Raw genomic sequence first — 14,730 nt, 5'->3', positions numbered from 1 at the left:
GGCCACCGTGTGGGTGGCGACCTCGATCCCGTTCTCGGCGACCGCGCGCGGGACCCTGGGCTCAGGTGGCGGTGCGACACTGGGGCGATGACCGCGTCCCCCCTCTCTGCACCGGCGCCCGCCCGGTCCGGACCGGGCGACCCGCTCCCCCTCGCCCTGCGCTCCGAGCGCCCCCTCGACCTGCGCTCGACGCTCGCGAAGCTCGCGCGCGGCCCCCACGACCCCACGTTCCGCGTCGTGCCGGGCGGCCCGCACGCCGGGACGTGGCGCACGAGCCTCTTCCCGACCGGACCCGTGACCTACCGCCTGGTGCAGGCGGGGGCGCGTGACGTCGTCGGGCAGGCATGGGGGCCCGGGGCGGGCGAGCTCGCCGCGTCGCTCCCCTCGCTCCTCGGCGAGCCCGACGACGCAGCCTCCTTCGAGCCCCCGGCCCGCCTCGCGGATGCGCACCGCAGGCACCCCGGGCTGCGTGTCCCCTGCACCGGGCGGGTGCTTGAGGCCCTGGTGCCCGCGGTCCTGGAGCAGAAGGTGCAGACCGTGACGGCGCACCACGCGTGGCGCTGGCTGCTCGCGCGGTACGGAACGCCTGCACCGGGGCCCGCGCCCGAGGGAATGCGCGTGGTCCCCGACGCCCGGACGTGGGCCACGATCCCCACGTGGGACTGGCACCGCGCGGGCGTCGACCCGCGGCGGGCGCGGACCGTCGTCGAGTGCGCGCGCGTCGCCCGTCGGCTCGAGGAGTGCGCCGCGATGGCCCCGACCGCGGCGCAGGCGCGCTTGCAGCTCGTGCCGGGGGTCGGGGTGTGGACGGCCGCGGAGGTCGCGCAGCGGGCGCTCGGGGACGCGGACGCGGTGTCGGTCGGGGACTTCCACCTGGCCAAGGCCGTCGGATGGGCACTGACCGGCGAACGGACGGACGATGCCGGGATGCTGGCGCTGCTCGCGCCCTACGCGCCGCACCGGTACCGGGTCGTGCGGCTGCTCGAGGTGTCGGGCCGGGGACTCGCGCCGCGGCGGGGTCCGAGACTGTCGATCCAGGACCACCGGGGCAACTGAGCACGCGGTTCCGCGCGGTCGAGCAAGGGGTCGAGGTCGCTCAGGCCGTCAGAACGCCCTCAACCTCGTTCTCGACCCCGCAGTCCCGGCCGGGAGATGACAGCGTGTTGTGAACCATCCCACTGGCCCGCGGCACCGACCCCCGCGGTCGCTCCCAGGTCATGAGGTTAGCCTTACCTCTAGCACCACCACCCCCGTGCAGCACCGACCGAGGAGCATCATGTCCCGCACCGTCTCTCGACGGCTCCGACCCGCAGCGCTGGTCGCCGCGACCGTCGCCACCGCGTTCGCCCTGGGCGCCTGCTCCGGCGGGTCCACCGACGACGCCTCGTCGCCCGCGGGCGGCAGCGCCGCAGCCGAAGGCGCCTTCCCCGTGACGATCGACAGCGCGCTCGGCGAGGCCGTCATCGAGGAGAAGCCCGAGCGCGTCGTGACGTGGGGCTGGTCGACGCAGGACGCGGTCCTCGCGCTCGACGTCGTGCCGGTCGCGATGCCCGCCTACAAGTACGGCGGCAACGCCGACGGCGTGCTCCCCTGGGTCGCCGAGAAGCTCGACGAGATGGGAGCCGAGACGCCGACGCTGCTCTCGGGCGGCGACACGAGCGAGGTGCCGTTCGAGGAGGTCGTGGCCGCCAAGCCCGACGTCATCCTGGCCCCCTACTCGGGCATCACGCAGGAGGAGTTCGACAAGCTCTCCAAGATCGCCCCGGTCGTCGCGTACCCCGACGAGCCGTGGTCCCTGTCGTGGCAGGACCAGCTCGACATCGTCGGCAAGGCGCTGGGGCTCGAGGACGAGGCCGACGCCCTGCTCGAGGAGACGAACGCCGGCATCGCCGCGCAGTCGGACGCCTACCCGGTCATCAAGGACAAGTCCTTCTTCTACGCGGCCGCCAACACGGCCGACCAGCTCAACGTCTACCGCGCCGGGGACCCGCGCGTGCAGGTCGTCGAGGACCTCGGCATGACGCTCTCGCCGAGCGTCGCAGAGCTCGACGCCGACCCGTCGTCCGGGACCTTCTGGTACCCGCTGAGCTACGAGAACGTCTCCAAGATCGAGACCGACGTCCTCGTCATGTACTTCGCGACGCAGGCCGACGTCGACACGTTCGTGGCCGACCCGGTCATCGCCGCGATGCCCACGATCGCCGAGGGCCGCTTCGCCCCGATCGTGGGCGAGTCGTTCGTCATGGCGTCGAGCGCCCCCACGGCCCTGTCGATCCCGTGGATGCTCGACCAGTACGTGCCGCAGCTCGCAGCCGCCGCCGAGAAGGTGTCGTAGTCTCACACCACTCATGAGCACGACCCACAGCACCGACGCCGGCACGGGCCGGGCGACCTCTCGTCGCCCGGCCCGTGCTCGGCGTCTCGCTGCGGGGCTCGTGGTCCTGGTCGTTGCTCTGGCCGCGGTGTGCGCGCTGAGCCTCGCGGTCGGGGCCAACGCCCTGCCGCTGAGCGTCGTCGTGGACGCCCTCACGAGCTACGACCCGACCAACCCCGACCACCTCGTGGTGATCGAGAAGCGCGTGCCCCGCACGCTCGTGGGTCTGGTCGCGGGGGCCGCGCTCGGCGCCGCGGGCACCCTCATGCAGGGCCTGACGCGCAACCCACTCGCCGACCCGGGTCTGCTCGGCATCAGCGCGGGCGCGTCGCTCTTCGTGGTCGGCGCGATCTCGTTCCTCGGGGTCTCGCAGGTCGGCGGCTACGTGTGGTTCGCGTTCATCGGAGCCGCTGTCGCTGCCGCGATCGTCTACGGGGTCGCGAGCGTGGGGCGCGAGGGCGCGACCCCGGTCAAGCTCGCCCTCGCCGGTGCGGCCGTCACGGCGGCCCTGACGTCGGTCGTCACGGCGGTCCTCCTGGTCGACCGCGCCACGCTCGACCTCATGCGCTTCTGGCAGGTCGGTTCGCTCGCGGCGCGCGGCTCGACGGTCGTGTGGCAGGTGCTGCCGTTCGTCACCGTGGGCCTGGTCCTGGCGCTCGCGCTCGCGCGCTCGCTCAACGGCCTGGCCCTGGGCGACGACGTCGCACGCGGACTCGGGCAGGACGTGACCCGCACGCGCGTCGTCGCGGGCATCGCGATCGTGCTGCTGTGCGGGGCCGCGACCGCGGCGGTCGGACCCGTGGCCTTCGTGGGGCTCGTCGTCCCGCACGTGGCGCGCTACGTCGTCGGGCTGGACTACCGGTGGGTGCTGCCGTACGCCGCCGTCGCGGCGCCCGTGCTGCTCATCGGGTGCGACGTGATCGGCCGCGTGGTGGCACGCCCGGGCGAGCTCCAGGTGGGGGTGGTCACGGCCGTCGTGGGTGCGCCCCTGTTCATCGCGCTCGTGCGGCGCGGGAAGACGGTGTCGCTGTGAGCGGCCCGACCACCGTCCCGCACGGCCTGCCCGACGGCGTCGCTCCCCGGGGCGTCGACGTCGCCCAGTCCTCGCGTCACCGCGGGCGGGTGCGCGAGGTGCGCCTGGTCACGGGCCTGTCGGTCGCGCTCGTGGTGCTCGCCGCGGTCGGGATGACGCTCGGCGACGCGTCCGTGCCGTTGTCCGGCATCCTCGACACGGTCCTGGGCCGTGCGGACGTCCTCACGCAGTTCGTGATCGTCGAGCTGCGCCTCCCCCGTCTCCTGACGGCCCTGGTCGTGGGTGCCGCGCTGGGCCTGTCGGGGGCACTGTTCCAGTCGATCGTGCGCAACCCGCTCGCGAGCCCCGACATCATCGGGATCACGCAGAGCGCGAGCGCCGCGGGCGTCCTGGGCGTCGTGGTGCTGGGGATCAGCGGGCTCGCGCTCACGGGCCTGGTGCTCGCCGGGTCGCTCGTCGCGGCCGTCGCGATCTACCTGCTCGCGTGGCGCGGCGGCGTCGCGGGGTACCGGCTCGTCCTGATCGGCATCGGCGTCGCGGCCCTGTGCATGAGCGTGGTCTCGTGGGTCCTCACGACGAGCGACGTGCGCGACGCGCAGGCCGCGCTCGTGTGGATCACGGGCTCGCTCGCACGCTCCGACTGGTCGACGCTGAACCCGCTGCTGGCCTGCTTCGCGGTGCTCGTGCCGCTCACGGCCTACCTGGCGCCGCGGCTCCGCTCGCTCGAGCTGGGCGACGACGCCGCGGCCGCCCTCGGCATCCGTGTCGAGCGCTCCCGGCTCCTGCTGATCCTCGTCGCCGTGGGGCTCGCGGGATCGGCCGTCGCGGTCGTGGGCCCCGTCGCGTTCGTCGCGCTCGTCGCGGCCCCCATCGCCCGCCGCACGCTGGGCGACGGCCGGCTCGCGCTCGTGCCCGCAGCGCTCGTGGGTGCCCTGCTCGTGCTCGGCTCCGACCTCGTCGCACAGTTCGCGATCCCCGACGTGACGCTGCCCGTCGGCGTCGTCACGGGCATCGTCGGCGCCCCCTACCTGCTGTGGCTGCTCGTGCGCACCAACCGTTCCGGACGCGGAGGCTGAGAATGACCGACCACCCCGAGAACTCCGGGAACGCGCGCGAGGCGAGCGCCGCCGTCGGGCATCCTGCCGACGGGCGGACCGCGCGCGCCCGGGCCGCCGGCGCACGGACCGCCGGGACGCACACGCTCGCCGCCGACCACGTGTCGCTCGCGTACGACGAGCGCCGCGTCGTCCACGACCTGAGCCTGACGGTCGCGGCCGGGAAGATCACGTCGATCGTCGGCTCGAACGGCTGCGGCAAGTCGACGCTGCTGCGCGGCCTCGCTCGCCTGCTCAAGCCCGTGGGCGGCGCCGTCCTGCTCGACGGCGAGGACATCCGCTCGATGCCCACCAAGCAGGTCGCGACCACGCTCGGCCTGCTGCCGCAGAGCCCCGTGGCCCCCGACGGCATCACCGTCGCGGACCTCGTGGGCCGCGGCCGCTACCCCCACCAGGGCTGGTTCCGGCGCTGGACCGCGGACGACGACGAGGCCGTGGCCGACGCGCTCGCCTCGACCGGGACGCTCGACCTGGCCGAGCGGTCCGTGGACGAGCTGTCGGGCGGGCAGCGGCAGCGCGTGTGGATCGCGATGGCGCTCGCGCAGCGCACCGATCTGCTGCTGCTCGACGAGCCGACGACGTTCCTCGACATCGCGCACCAGATCGACGTGCTCGACCTGCTCGTGGACCTCAACGAGTCGCGCGGGACCACGGTCGTCATGGTGCTGCACGACCTCGACATGGCGTGCCGCTACTCCGACCGCCTCGTCGCGATGCGCGACGGCCGGGTCCACGCCGAAGGAGCGCCGGGCGACGTCGTGGACGCACAGATGGTGCGCGAGGTGTTCGGCCTGGACTCGCTCGTCGTGCCCGACCCGATCACGGGGACGCCGACGCTCGTACCGATGGGCCGCCACCACCGGGGCTGAGTCGCTCGCGCCGCCCAGCACGGGGTTGGGGCCGTTCCGAGCGCCAGACGGGCCTCAACCCCGTGCTCGAGCGCACGGGAGGGTCACTCGGGGAGAGCGCACACCCCGTCGACGCACACCGCGGCGTCGTCGCTGCCGACCATCGTGAACGGCGCGGCGGCCTCGGCGGCCGAGACCGTCACGAGCGTCGTACGGCGCGGGTTCGCGATCGAGTGGAAGAGGTTTTCCTGGGTGTCAGTCATGGGATCTCCTGATGTCACGTGCTGCGGTGCTCGTGGATGGTGGGATGGTCGGCCGTCTCGACGGGCGGACGCCTGCGGGGCCATCGGGACCAGCGACGCTGCGGGTTTCCGACAGTCTGGCTGATACTCGGTCGCATTCGCTACCGCTCCTGCTGTGATCTCGGTCGCATTCCACGTGGTAGGTGGAGGCGGCCCGGGACCGCGACGAGCCGGGGTGTCAGGCCACGGACTCCGCGGCGTCCGCGACGACCTGGTCGAGGACCTGCGTGAAGACCGCCGGGTCCTGTGCACCCGAGACCCCGTACTTGCCGTTGAACACGAAGAACGGGACACCGCTGATGCCGTAGGCGCGCGCCTGCGCGATGTCCTGCTCGACGTCGTCCGCGAACTCACCGCTCTCGAGGGCCGCGCGGACCTCGTCGGCGTCGAGGCCGACCTCGGTCGCGAGGGCGACGAGCTCGTCGATCCGGCCGACGTGGCGCCCCTGCTCGAAGTACGCCTTGAGGAGTCGCTCCTTCATCTCGACCTGCTTGCCGCGCGACTTCGCGAGGTGCAGCAGCTCGTGCGCCTTGAGGGTCTTGGTGTGCTGGAGCGCGTCGAAGTCGTACGCGAGCCCCTCGGCCGCGGCGACCGTCGTCATCTGCCCGAGCATCTGCTCGACCTGCCCCTTGGGCATGCCCTTGTGCTTGGCCAGGAAGTCGACCTCGGTCCCCTCGAAGTCGACGGGGGTGTCCGGTGCGAGCTCGAACGAGTGGTACTCGATCTCCACCTCGGGGGCGTCGTCGCGGCCCGCGAAGCCGGCCAGTGCCGTCTCGAAGCGGCGCTTGCCCACGTAGCACCAGGGGCACGCCACGTCGGACCAGATGTCGACCTTCACCTTTTCGCTCATGCCCGTTCTCAACCGCCGCGCCGCTCCCGCGATTCCCTGCGGGAGGTGTGATGCTGCCGACGCCTCTGCGGTTGCGGGCCGACCAGCCCTGTGACGAGGATTGGCGACGTGCCCAATACGGGGCATTCGGATGAATCAGGGGAGAACATGCGAAACAAGGTCATCGGAGCCCTCGTCTCCGCAGCAGTCGGCGTCACCGGTCTGGTCGGAGCTGCGGCTCCGGCGAGCGCGGCGCCCCACAGCGGCCAGGCCGCACCTCTCGGCGGGCAGGTCGCGCTCCTCAGCTCACAGGTCGTCGGTGGCTTCACGACGCTGACGAGCTGCAACGCGGGACGCGCCGAGTGGCGCAACCGCGGCTACATCGTCAGCTCCTGCACGTACGCGGGCGGCGAGTACCGCTTCACCGCCCGTCGCTGACCGACCACCTCGGCGACGTCGCCGAGAGGACCGCCACGGTCCCGTCCGCAGAGCACGACGGCGCGCCGCCCCGTGGGGGGTGCCGCGCCGTCGTCGGGGTGACTCAGTCCGCGTGCCGCGCCCGGTACAGGTCTTGCAGCACCATGATCTCGGCGCCGTGGTGGATGAGCTCGCGGTTCATGTGGAGCACGAGGTGCCCGAACGGCGCCTGGGCGTCGATCTCGGTCGCCTGGCCGAGCCCGACCGTGAACACCTCGTCCTCGGGCAGCGAGTCGACCCCGTCGCGCCACAGGTCGACCCACCGCGTGAGCCCTTCGATCGCAGGGTCCACCTCGCCCGAGAACGCGACGGCGTCCCGCCGGGCGACGCGGTCGCCGAACGTCCACTCCCACCGCTCGAAGAACGCCTCGGTGAGGTGCGCGACGAGCCACGCGATCGTCCGCGGCTGGGGCGAGTCCGATCCCTCGGGCCACTCCATGACCCACTCGCCGACCCCGAGCGTGCGGGGCGAGCGCTCCTCCCCACGCCGCACGACACGCAGCGCGTCGGGTCCGGGCTCCCACCCGAACTCGTCCTGGTCGAGGGTCACGAGCCGTCCGAGCACCTCGAGCCACGAGAACCCGAGCTGCCCGCGCACCATCGCGAGCGGCGTCGGGACGGTCAGCACGGACCAGTCGAAGACGGGGCTGCCGTAGGTCGCGTCGTCGCTCATGGGTGGCTCCTGGGGGTCGCTCCTGCCCGACGGCGTCGCTCGCCCGGGCGTCCTGCTCACCTTCGCGATCATCCCCCGGGGCCTGCGCGGTCGCCTCCCGGGGCGGCGACCGCGGGCACACCAGGCCGAGCGGCTTGGGGCGGCCGGCGTCGGCGGGGCCGAGCCTCAGCGGCGTGGGATGCCTGCGACGAGGCCGCCGTCGACCACGAGCTCGGCGCCGGTCGTGTACGACGAGGCGTCGCTCGCGAGGAACACGATGGTCTGCGCGATCTCCGTCGCACGGCCCGGGCGCCCCAGGGGGATGTCGAGGCGCTCGGGGTCGATGCGCGAGGTCATCCGGGTGCGCACGTAGCCAGGGTGCACCGAGTTGACCCGGATGCCGAACTCGCCGAGCTCGACCGCGAGCGACTTCGACAGCCCCCGCACGCCGAACTTCGCGGCCGTGTAGGCGTGCACCGCGGGGCTGCCCCGCAGGCCGTCGACCGACGAGATGTTGACGATCGAGCCACGGCCCTGCGCCTTCATGACGGGGACGACCGTGCGGCAGCCGAGGAACACGCCCGTGAGGTTCACGGCCAGGACCGCGTCCCACCTGGCCGTGGTGAACTTCTCGATCGGTGCCGCGTTGGCGATGCCCGCGTTGTTGACCAGCACGTCGACGGTGCCGAGGTCCGCGACGACGCCCTCGACCACCCGAACCCATGCGGTCTCGTCGCTCACGTCGAGGTGGACGAACCGGGCCCGGTCGCCGAGCTCGGCCGCGAGCGCCGCCCCCGGCTTGTCCGCGATGTCGGCGACCACGACGTCGGCTCCTGCGGCGTGCAGCGCGCAGACGGCCCCTGCGCCGATCCCGCGGGCGCCGCCCGTGACGAGCGCGACCCGCCCGTGGAGCGCCCCGGCACCGGTGCCCGTACCAGCCTGCTCAGCTTCCGCACCGCTCTCCGTACGTGCCATTGCTCCCCCTCGGTCGTGCCGAGCGGTCGCGTCGGCTCGTCGTCACAGTAGGGGAACCGCACGTCGTGCGACAGGGGACGGCCCGTCCTGCCCGGCCCCCGGCACCCCGGGTGAGGCCAGGGCCGGGCGGACGCTGCGCCGTCGGGCAGGAGATCACGCCGGGCCGGCAGGCTAGGTCAGCGACAGGAAGAGCTTCTCGAGCTTCTGCACGTCCGCCGGGCCGTTCTCCTCGTCCGTGAGGCACTGCTTGAGGCCCGAGGCGATGATCGCGAACCCGGCGCGGTCGAGCGCCTTGGACACCGCGGACAGCTGCGTCACGAGGTCGGCGCAGTCGCCGCCCTCGTCGACCATCCGCACGACCGCGGCAAGCTGCCCCTGGGCACGCTTGAGCCGGTTCGAGACCTTCTTCATCTCGTCCTTGTCGAGCTCCATGACTCTCCCTCTTATCGCACGCACGCGTCGCGCGTGCTGCTCGTGCGCTGCACCAGCCCGAACAGGACAACGGCCAGCGCGGGCGCCACCATCCCGACTTGGTGCGGCGCCTGGCCGACGAGGAACACGGCGGCGAGCACCGTGCCGCCCGAGACGACGGCGCACGGCGAGCACCCGAGGGTATCCCGCCAGGACTCGCCCCGGGCCGGGACGTAGCTCGCGAGCGTGAGGCCGCCGACGACGGCCACGGCCGCGAGCAGCCCCAGCCACAGGGGGGTGACGCCGTGGGCCCAGCCCCCGCCAGCCTCCACGAGCAGCGCGAGCAGCCCGGGGGCAAGGAGGGCGCCGACGACGAGCCGTCGCCTCCCCCACGCGGGGCGCCGCACCAGGACGGGCAGGGCGTCGGGCACGGCGCGCCGGGGCGCCGGGCTCATCGGCAGGTGCAGCGTTCGGAGGGCTCGAACTCGGCGAGGACCTCGTCGGCGTGCATGCCGCAGCCGGTCCAGGTGATCTTGCGGCAGGTTCCGCAGCGGGCGGGGCTGCACATGGTGGTTCTCCTCGTGGTGTCGGGTCGGGTGGGTCAGCGCTTGAACAGGCGCGAGAGGAAGGACCCCTGCGCAGGCGCCTTGGCCTCGGGCGCGTGGCCCTCGCAGCGGTCGGCGCGGGGCACGCCCCGCATGACATCGTCGACGTGCTGGCCGCAGCCGGCCCACGTCGTCTTGCCGCACTTCTTGCAGGTCACAGCTCTGCACATGGTGATCCTCCTGATCGGGTTGAGGATCAATATACCCCCAGGGGTATAGTGCTTCTCAACCCCCCAGGAGGAAAGCATGAAGATCGTCATCGTCGGAGGCGTCGCGGCAGGCATGTCCGCGGCGACCCGTCTTCGCCGTCTGTCGGAGGACGCCCGGATCGTCGTCCTCGAGGCGGGCGACCACGTCTCGTTCGCCAACTGCGGCCTGCCCTACTACGCAGGAGGAGTCATCGAGGACCGCGACGCGCTCCTCCTCCAGACCCCCGAGTCGCTCGCCGCCCGCTTCCGGATCGACGTCCGCGTCCGCCACCGCGTCACGGGCGTCGACGCCGACGCGCACACCGTCACGGTCCGCGACCTCGCCACGGGCGAGGAGACCGTCGAGACCTACGACCGGCTCGTGCTGAGCCCCGGGGCCCGCCCGATCGTCCCGCCCGTCCCCGGCATGGAACGCGCCCTCGTGCTGCGCGACGTGGCCGACGTCGACCGGATCGTCGCCGCGATCGACGGCACGGGGTCGGACGGCACGGGGTCGGACGGCGCGCTCGCCCCGACGACGCCCGGCTCCGTGCGGCCGCCGGACCGGACGCCCGCCCGGACGCCCGCCCGCTCGGCCGTCGTGATCGGCGGCGGGTTCGTCGGGGTCGAGGTCGCGGAGAACCTCGTCCACCGCGGCCTCGACGTCACGCTCGTCGAGCTCGCCGACCAGGTCCTCGCCCCGCTCGACCCCGAGATGGCGGTCCGCGTCCAGCAGGAGCTCGAGGCCCACGGCGTCCACGTGCGCACCTCGACGCAGGTCGGCGCGCTCGGCCCCGACACCGCCGAGCTGACCTCGGCCGACGGCTCGCCCCGCGGCACGGTCCCCGCGGACCTCGTGGTCGCCGCGATCGGCGTCCGCCCCGACGTCGAGCTCGCGGTTCTCGCCGGGGCGCAGGTCGGCCCCCGCGGCGGCATCCTCGTCGACCAGGACCTGCGCACCTCGGTCCCCGACGTCTACGCCGTGGGCGACGCCGCGACCAAGCGCGACGCCCTCGCCGCGACGGGCTCCGGCACCACGTCCGCAGGCGACGAGCCGACCACCCTCATCCCCCTCGCCAACCTCGCCAACCGGCACGGGCGCCACGTCGCCGACGTGATCCTCGGGCGCCGCAGCGGCCTGCGCCCCTCGATGGGGACGGCCGTCGTCGGGGTGTTCGGTCTCACGGCCGCGAGCGTCGGGCGCAACGAGAAGCGCCTGCGGGCCGAAGGTCGCCCCTACCGTGCGATCCACACCCACCCCGTCCAGCACGCGGGCTACTACCCCGGTGCGACCCAGATGGCCCTCAAGCTGCTCGTCGACCCGGAGACCGACCTGATCCTCGGCGCCCAGGGCGTCGGGCGCGACGGCGTCGACAAGCGCATCGACGTCATCGCGACCGCCATGGCGGGCGGACTCACGGCCTCCGACCTCGCCGACCTCGAGCTCGCGTACGCCCCGGCGTACGGATCGGCCAAGGACCCCGTCAACATGCTGGGCTACGTGGCCGACAACCTGCGCACGGGCGAGACCCGCAGCGTCCAGTGGCACGAGCTCGACGCGCTCGTCGCGCAGGGTGCGACCGTCGTCGACGTCCGCACGTCCGGCGAGCACGCGCGCGGGACGGTCGAGCTGGCGGGGGTCGCCGGTATGGCTGACGGCCGGGACGGCCCCGACGACGCTGGCTCGCTGCCCGCGCTCAACGTCCCGCTCGACGAGCTGCGCGAACGGGCCGCGGCCGAGATCCCGTCCGGGGCACCCGTCGTCGTGCACTGCCAGGTGGGGCAGCGCGGACACACCGCCGCGCGGCTGCTCACGCAGCTCGGCTACGACGTGCACAACCTCGACGGCGGCTACCTCACCTGGCGCGACGGGACGCTCGCCCGGCGCGCGGCCCGCGCCGACGAGCTCGCGCCGTCCGGCGGCCCCACGGCCTGACGGGACAGGGGCGGGCAGGGAGACCCGCCCGCCCCGTCGCGCCGACCGCCTCCGACGGGGCCCGCGCCGGGAAGGTACCGGTCCTGCCTACGATGGTCGGGTCCCTCACCGCGCCCGGACGACCGGCACGCGGCCCCGACCCCGGCAGGAGCCCCATGCCCGTCCGTCCCCGCACCGTCCTGCTGATCTCGGTCGGTGTCGCCGTCGTGCTGCTCGGGTCCCTCGTGGTCTTCCTGTCGATCGTGGGGATCGACGGCGTCGCCTGACGCATCGGGTTGCGGAACCCTCCGACGAGATGCGTGCGGACCACGGGGCGATGCGGGCGCTTGGGCCCAGCGGTCACCGATCAGGACGCGGTGACGCTCCCCGCACCGAAGACGCGGCGCCTGGTCTCGCCGAGCGCCGCCGCGAGCGCCCCGTCGACGACGCCGTCTCCCTGCGCGGTGGCCAGGAGCACCGAGGTCGGCGTGCCATGCTCGGCACGCAGCGCCGTGGCGACGCGCTCCCGCAAGGCCTCCCCACCGGCGGCGGCGACCTCGCCGCCGAGCACCACGGCGTCAGGGTCGAGCACCCCGACCGCCATGCTCAGCACGACCGCGAGGCGCCGGGCGAGGTCGTCGAGGAAGTCACCCGCGTCACCCGACGGGTCGAGGGACGCCGTGGCGAGCGCGCTCGCCGCGGCCTCACGGACCCGCGGGCTGCGCGCGACCGCGGACGCCCGGCCGTCGACCGAGGGGTCGATCCGCAGCGTGTCGAGGGGCGCGACGTCGAACGGTGCGAGGCGGTAGGCCTGCGCGAGACGCGCGACGGCGTCGAGCCGGACGAGGTCGGCGACCGTGCCCCGGCCCTCGGGCGCGCGACCACGCCGGGCCGGGTCGGGGACGGAGACGTGGTCGATCTCGCCCGCGCCGCCGTGGCGACCTCGCCGGATGCGCCGGTCGAGCAGGGTCGCGGCCCCCACCCCCTGGTCGGCCCACAGGACGAACAGGTCCCGGACGTCGGCCAGGTCCTCGCGCGCGAGCTCGGCGAGCGCCACGAGGTTGACGTCGTTCTCGACGGCGACCCTCACACCGAGCGTCTCGGCGAGCTGCGCCACGACGTCCTGGTCGTTCCAGACCGCGAGGTGCGGGGCGTACGCGAGGCGCCCGGTCGCCGGGTCGACCGACCCGGGAAAGCCGACGACGACCTGAAGGAGGTCGGCACGGGAGATCCCTGCCCGTGCGCAGGCCTCGTCCACGACGGCCCGGACGGCGTCCAGGTGCGCGCCTGGCGAGAGCGCACCGGACGGGTCCTCCTCGGCCGTCCAGGCGACCGCGCGTGCCGACCTGCCGAGCACCCTGTCGGTGAGGTCCGCGACCACGACCGAGACCTGGCCGACCGTCACGTCCACACCGGCCGCGTACCCGGAGGCGCCGCGCAACGTCCAGACGACGGCACGTGGTCCGGGCCGACCGTCGCGATGCCCCGAGCGCTCGACGAGGCCCGCGACCTCGAGCCGCGCGACGAGGGTCGCGGTCGCCGGCTTGGACAGCCCCAGGATCTCCTGAAGGCCGGCCGAGGTCATGGGGCCGTGACGGAACAGCGCCTCGAGCGCGGCCCCGTCGTTGAGGGCGCGCAGGACGGTCGCGTTACCGACCCTCTTGGTGCTCGTGCTCACGGCGTCGTTCTCCTCCTCCGGCCCCGGCGTCCGCGGTGCTCGGGCCCAAGCGTGCCCGAAACCCCGAGCGGCATCGAGACCGGACCGGCAGCGAGACCGGACCGGCACCGAGCACCGAGCACCGAGCACCGAGCACCGAGCACCGAGCACCGAGGTGATCGTCTGTAAACTTGACTGGCAGCACATGCCCCGTCGACCGCCGCACGAGGACTCCCCCGAGACGACGAGACCGGGAGCGCCCGGCGACCCCCCGGACCCGAGGAACAGCACCACCGTGAGAATCCGGCCCTACGCGCCCCACGACCTGGACGCGCTGTACGACATCTGCCTGCGTACGGGGGACAACGGCCGCGACGCGACCGCCCTCTGCACCGACCCGCGCCTGCTCGGCGAGGTCTACGCCGCCCCCTACGCAGCCCACGACCCGTCGCTCGTGACCGTTCTCGTCACCGACGACGACCGCGTCGTCGGCTACGTGATCGGCTGCCGCGACACACTGGCCTTCGAGGAGTGGCGCGAGCGCGAGTGGTGGCCTCCCCTGCGCGAGCGGTACCCGCTGCCGGACCCCGCCGACCCGTCGCCCGACGCGCGCCTCGTCCGCCAGATCCACGACCGCACCCCCGCGCCGCCGCGGCCCTGGCTCACCGAGCCCGCGACGCACCCCGCACACCTGCACATCGACCTGCTCCCCGAGGCGCAGGGCACCGGGTGGGGGCGACGCATGATCGAGCACCTCCAGGGCCGGCTCGTGGACCTCGGCGTCCCGGGCCTGCACCTCGGCGTCGGCAGCGAGAACCATGGTGCGATCGCGTTCTACTCGCGGCTGGGCCTCGAGCCCCTCTCTGCTCCCGACGACGACGGGCTCACCCTGGGGACGAGGCTCGGCAAGGACGCGGCCCGGCCTGAGGACAACCCGTCCGGCGCCCTGCGCGCCCGGTAGTCAGCGGGTCAGACGACCTCGTGCGCCCCGGTCCACGACGCGACCGTGCGGTCGTCCGAGGTCTGCAACGAGAACGAGGTGAGCGGCAGGTTTCCGCTCCGCTTGCGTGACCGGACGACGTCGAGCGCCGCCTCGTCGGTCTCGGCCTCGAACGGTTCGCCTCGCAGCGCAGCGGTCGCCGTCAGGATCGAGTAGGTGGTCATGACGGACGAGCCTAGGGCCAGAACGGGCTCCAGGACGACCCCCGACTCCGTCACACCGGCTCCCGAACGGCCCGTGCACCCGGCGCCGCAGGCCCCTCCGGCGGCGGCCGACCGTCCCACGGGCGCCCCGTCCGCGAGGCGCGACGGACGTCCTGCGGGTGCTCCGCCGTCGGGCCTGGGGGATG

The 14,730-nt window shown here is 73.7% G+C and carries 17 protein-coding genes; 8 read left to right on the top strand and 9 right to left on the bottom strand.

From position 1 onward, the window contains the following. Positions 1-87: 87 nt before the first annotated feature. The 5 genes from ACFRCR_RS04290 (at position 88) to ACFRCR_RS04270 (ending at position 5,391) form a co-directional block, all read left to right on the top strand. Positions 88-1,056 (top strand): DNA-3-methyladenine glycosylase family protein, encoded by a 969-nt coding sequence (locus ACFRCR_RS04290; protein WP_377675773.1) that lies wholly within the window; start codon positions 88-90, stop codon positions 1,054-1,056. Between the two features lie 220 nt (positions 1,057-1,276). Next, on the top strand, positions 1,277-2,335 hold the full coding sequence (locus tag ACFRCR_RS04285; RefSeq protein WP_377675772.1) for an iron-siderophore ABC transporter substrate-binding protein: 1,059 nt from the start codon (positions 1,277-1,279) through the stop codon (positions 2,333-2,335). Positions 2,336-2,348: 13 nt separating this feature from the next. Further along, complete coding sequence (locus ACFRCR_RS04280; RefSeq protein WP_377675770.1) at positions 2,349-3,407, top strand: FecCD family ABC transporter permease; 1,059 nt, start codon at positions 2,349-2,351, stop codon at positions 3,405-3,407. Then, on the top strand, positions 3,404-4,483 hold the full coding sequence (locus tag ACFRCR_RS04275; RefSeq protein ID WP_377675768.1) for a FecCD family ABC transporter permease: 1,080 nt from the start codon (positions 3,404-3,406) through the stop codon (positions 4,481-4,483). The genes ACFRCR_RS04280 and ACFRCR_RS04275 overlap by 4 nt, the downstream gene beginning before the upstream one ends. 2 nt (positions 4,484-4,485) lie before the next feature. Next, on the top strand, positions 4,486-5,391 hold the full coding sequence (locus ACFRCR_RS04270; RefSeq protein ID WP_377675767.1) for an ABC transporter ATP-binding protein: 906 nt from the start codon (positions 4,486-4,488) through the stop codon (positions 5,389-5,391). A gap of 83 nt (positions 5,392-5,474) precedes the next feature. On the opposite strand, the gene ACFRCR_RS04265 is transcribed toward ACFRCR_RS04270, so the two are convergent. Next, positions 5,475-5,633, bottom strand: coding sequence for a hypothetical protein (locus ACFRCR_RS04265; RefSeq protein WP_191798250.1), 159 nt, complete (start codon positions 5,631-5,633; stop codon positions 5,475-5,477). Positions 5,634-5,850: 217 nt separating this feature from the next. Then, positions 5,851-6,522, bottom strand: a complete 672-nt coding sequence (locus ACFRCR_RS04260) for a DsbA family protein (RefSeq protein WP_377675765.1) — start codon at positions 6,520-6,522, stop codon at positions 5,851-5,853. A 147-nt stretch (positions 6,523-6,669) separates the two neighbouring features. Between ACFRCR_RS04260 and ACFRCR_RS04255 the strand changes: the two genes are divergently transcribed. Next, positions 6,670-6,939: a hypothetical protein gene (locus ACFRCR_RS04255; protein WP_377675764.1), complete on the top strand. Its 270-nt coding sequence runs from the start codon at positions 6,670-6,672 to the stop codon at positions 6,937-6,939. Between the two features lie 103 nt (positions 6,940-7,042). Here the strand turns inward: ACFRCR_RS04255 and ACFRCR_RS04250 are convergent, their stop codons facing one another. The 5 genes from ACFRCR_RS04250 to ACFRCR_RS04230 form a co-directional block, all read right to left on the bottom strand. Further along, positions 7,043-7,651 carry a DinB family protein gene (locus tag ACFRCR_RS04250; RefSeq protein WP_377675762.1) on the bottom strand — a complete coding sequence of 203 codons (609 nt, stop codon included), beginning with the start codon at positions 7,649-7,651 and terminating at the stop codon, positions 7,043-7,045. A gap of 165 nt (positions 7,652-7,816) precedes the next feature. Beyond that, a complete protein-coding gene (locus tag ACFRCR_RS04245) occupies positions 7,817-8,605 on the bottom strand; it encodes an SDR family oxidoreductase (protein WP_377675760.1) in 789 nt (262 codons plus the stop codon). Positions 8,606-8,776: 171 nt separating this feature from the next. Next, positions 8,777-9,037, bottom strand: coding sequence for a metal-sensitive transcriptional regulator (locus ACFRCR_RS04240; protein WP_377675759.1), 261 nt, complete (start codon positions 9,035-9,037; stop codon positions 8,777-8,779). A gap of 11 nt (positions 9,038-9,048) precedes the next feature. Then, entirely contained in the window at positions 9,049-9,471 is a 423-nt protein-coding gene (locus ACFRCR_RS04235; protein WP_377675758.1) for a hypothetical protein, read from the bottom strand. Between the two features lie 146 nt (positions 9,472-9,617). Then, on the bottom strand, positions 9,618-9,791 hold the full coding sequence (locus ACFRCR_RS04230; protein ID WP_377675756.1) for a hypothetical protein: 174 nt from the start codon (positions 9,789-9,791) through the stop codon (positions 9,618-9,620). Between the two features lie 76 nt (positions 9,792-9,867). On the opposite strand from ACFRCR_RS04230, the gene ACFRCR_RS04225 reads away from it, so the two are divergent. Next, positions 9,868-11,745, top strand: coding sequence for an FAD-dependent oxidoreductase (locus ACFRCR_RS04225; RefSeq protein ID WP_377675755.1), 1,878 nt, complete (start codon positions 9,868-9,870; stop codon positions 11,743-11,745). Between the two features lie 346 nt (positions 11,746-12,091). On the opposite strand, the gene ACFRCR_RS04220 is transcribed toward ACFRCR_RS04225, so the two are convergent. Further along, the gene (locus ACFRCR_RS04220) at positions 12,092-13,402 is read right to left on the bottom strand and encodes an ROK family protein (RefSeq protein WP_377675754.1); all 1,311 of its coding nucleotides are present in this window, start codon (positions 13,400-13,402) and stop codon (positions 12,092-12,094) included. A 274-nt stretch (positions 13,403-13,676) separates the two neighbouring features. Between ACFRCR_RS04220 and ACFRCR_RS04215 the strand changes: the two genes are divergently transcribed. After that, positions 13,677-14,342, top strand: a complete 666-nt coding sequence (locus tag ACFRCR_RS04215) for a GNAT family N-acetyltransferase (protein ID WP_377675752.1) — start codon at positions 13,677-13,679, stop codon at positions 14,340-14,342. An 8-nt stretch (positions 14,343-14,350) separates the two neighbouring features. On the opposite strand, the gene ACFRCR_RS04210 is transcribed toward ACFRCR_RS04215, so the two are convergent. Continuing rightward, positions 14,351-14,545 carry a hypothetical protein gene (locus ACFRCR_RS04210; protein ID WP_129429526.1) on the bottom strand — a complete coding sequence of 65 codons (195 nt, stop codon included), beginning with the start codon at positions 14,543-14,545 and terminating at the stop codon, positions 14,351-14,353. Positions 14,546-14,730: the final 185 nt, after the last annotated feature.

The organism is Oerskovia sp. NPDC056781 (genome assembly GCF_042789955.1).
GTDB classification, from domain to species: domain Bacteria; phylum Actinomycetota; class Actinomycetes; order Actinomycetales; family Cellulomonadaceae; genus Oerskovia; species Oerskovia rustica.
Note: the sequence above shows the minus strand (reverse complement) of the source record. Positions and strands in the feature narration are given on the sequence as shown.

Coding starts and splice junctions, on each gene's coding strand:
- ACFRCR_RS04245 (WP_377675760.1), bottom strand. CDS start 8,605: ATGGCACGTACGGAGAGCGGTGCGGAAGCTGAGCAGGCTGGTACGGGC.
- ACFRCR_RS04240 (WP_377675759.1), bottom strand. CDS start 9,037: ATGGAGCTCGACAAGGACGAGATGAAGAAGGTCTCGAACCGGCTCAAG.
- ACFRCR_RS04210 (WP_129429526.1), bottom strand. CDS start 14,545: ATGACCACCTACTCGATCCTGACGGCGACCGCTGCGCTGCGAGGCGAA.
- ACFRCR_RS04285 (WP_377675772.1), top strand. CDS start 1,277: ATGTCCCGCACCGTCTCTCGACGGCTCCGACCCGCAGCGCTGGTCGCC.
- ACFRCR_RS04250 (WP_377675762.1), bottom strand. CDS start 7,651: ATGAGCGACGACGCGACCTACGGCAGCCCCGTCTTCGACTGGTCCGTG.
- ACFRCR_RS04280 (WP_377675770.1), top strand. CDS start 2,349: ATGAGCACGACCCACAGCACCGACGCCGGCACGGGCCGGGCGACCTCT.
- ACFRCR_RS04265 (WP_191798250.1), bottom strand. CDS start 5,633: ATGACTGACACCCAGGAAAACCTCTTCCACTCGATCGCGAACCCGCGC.
- ACFRCR_RS04255 (WP_377675764.1), top strand. CDS start 6,670: ATGCGAAACAAGGTCATCGGAGCCCTCGTCTCCGCAGCAGTCGGCGTC.
- ACFRCR_RS04290 (WP_377675773.1), top strand. CDS start 88: ATGACCGCGTCCCCCCTCTCTGCACCGGCGCCCGCCCGGTCCGGACCG.
- ACFRCR_RS04270 (WP_377675767.1), top strand. CDS start 4,486: ATGACCGACCACCCCGAGAACTCCGGGAACGCGCGCGAGGCGAGCGCC.
- ACFRCR_RS04260 (WP_377675765.1), bottom strand. CDS start 6,522: ATGAGCGAAAAGGTGAAGGTCGACATCTGGTCCGACGTGGCGTGCCCC.
- ACFRCR_RS04230 (WP_377675756.1), bottom strand. CDS start 9,791: ATGTGCAGAGCTGTGACCTGCAAGAAGTGCGGCAAGACGACGTGGGCC.
- ACFRCR_RS04235 (WP_377675758.1), bottom strand. CDS start 9,471: ATGAGCCCGGCGCCCCGGCGCGCCGTGCCCGACGCCCTGCCCGTCCTG.
- ACFRCR_RS04225 (WP_377675755.1), top strand. CDS start 9,868: ATGAAGATCGTCATCGTCGGAGGCGTCGCGGCAGGCATGTCCGCGGCG.